The organism is Klenkia sp. AC732 (assembly GCF_979256525.1).
On record NZ_CEEDOS010000137.1, the window covers coordinates 1 to 249 of the forward strand.

Annotated in this window: 1 protein-coding gene; it reads right to left on the reverse strand. The window is 65.5% G+C overall.

Annotated elements, in window-relative coordinates; all coding sequences use genetic code 11:
- A partial coding sequence (locus tag AC0IVP_RS22000; RefSeq protein WP_471759291.1) for a hypothetical protein occupies positions 1–227 on the reverse strand: 227 nt, incomplete at its 3' end.
- Positions 228–249 lie beyond the last annotated feature (22 nt).

Here is a 249-nt window from a genome sequence, read left to right on the forward strand (position 1 = left end):
TTCTTGCCCTTGCCCCCGGACAGCGGCTGGCCGACCTTGCAGGTGTCGCGGTAGATCGCGAGGGCCTTGATGCCGAGCTTCCAGCCCTGGAAGTAGATGTTCTCGACGTCCTCGAGGGTCGCCGACTCGGGCATGTTGACCGTCTTGGAGATGGCACCGGAGATGAAGGGCTGGACCGCGGCCATCATCCGGCCGTGGCCCATCGGGGAGATGGACCGCTCGCCCATCGCGCAGTCGAAGACCTCGTAG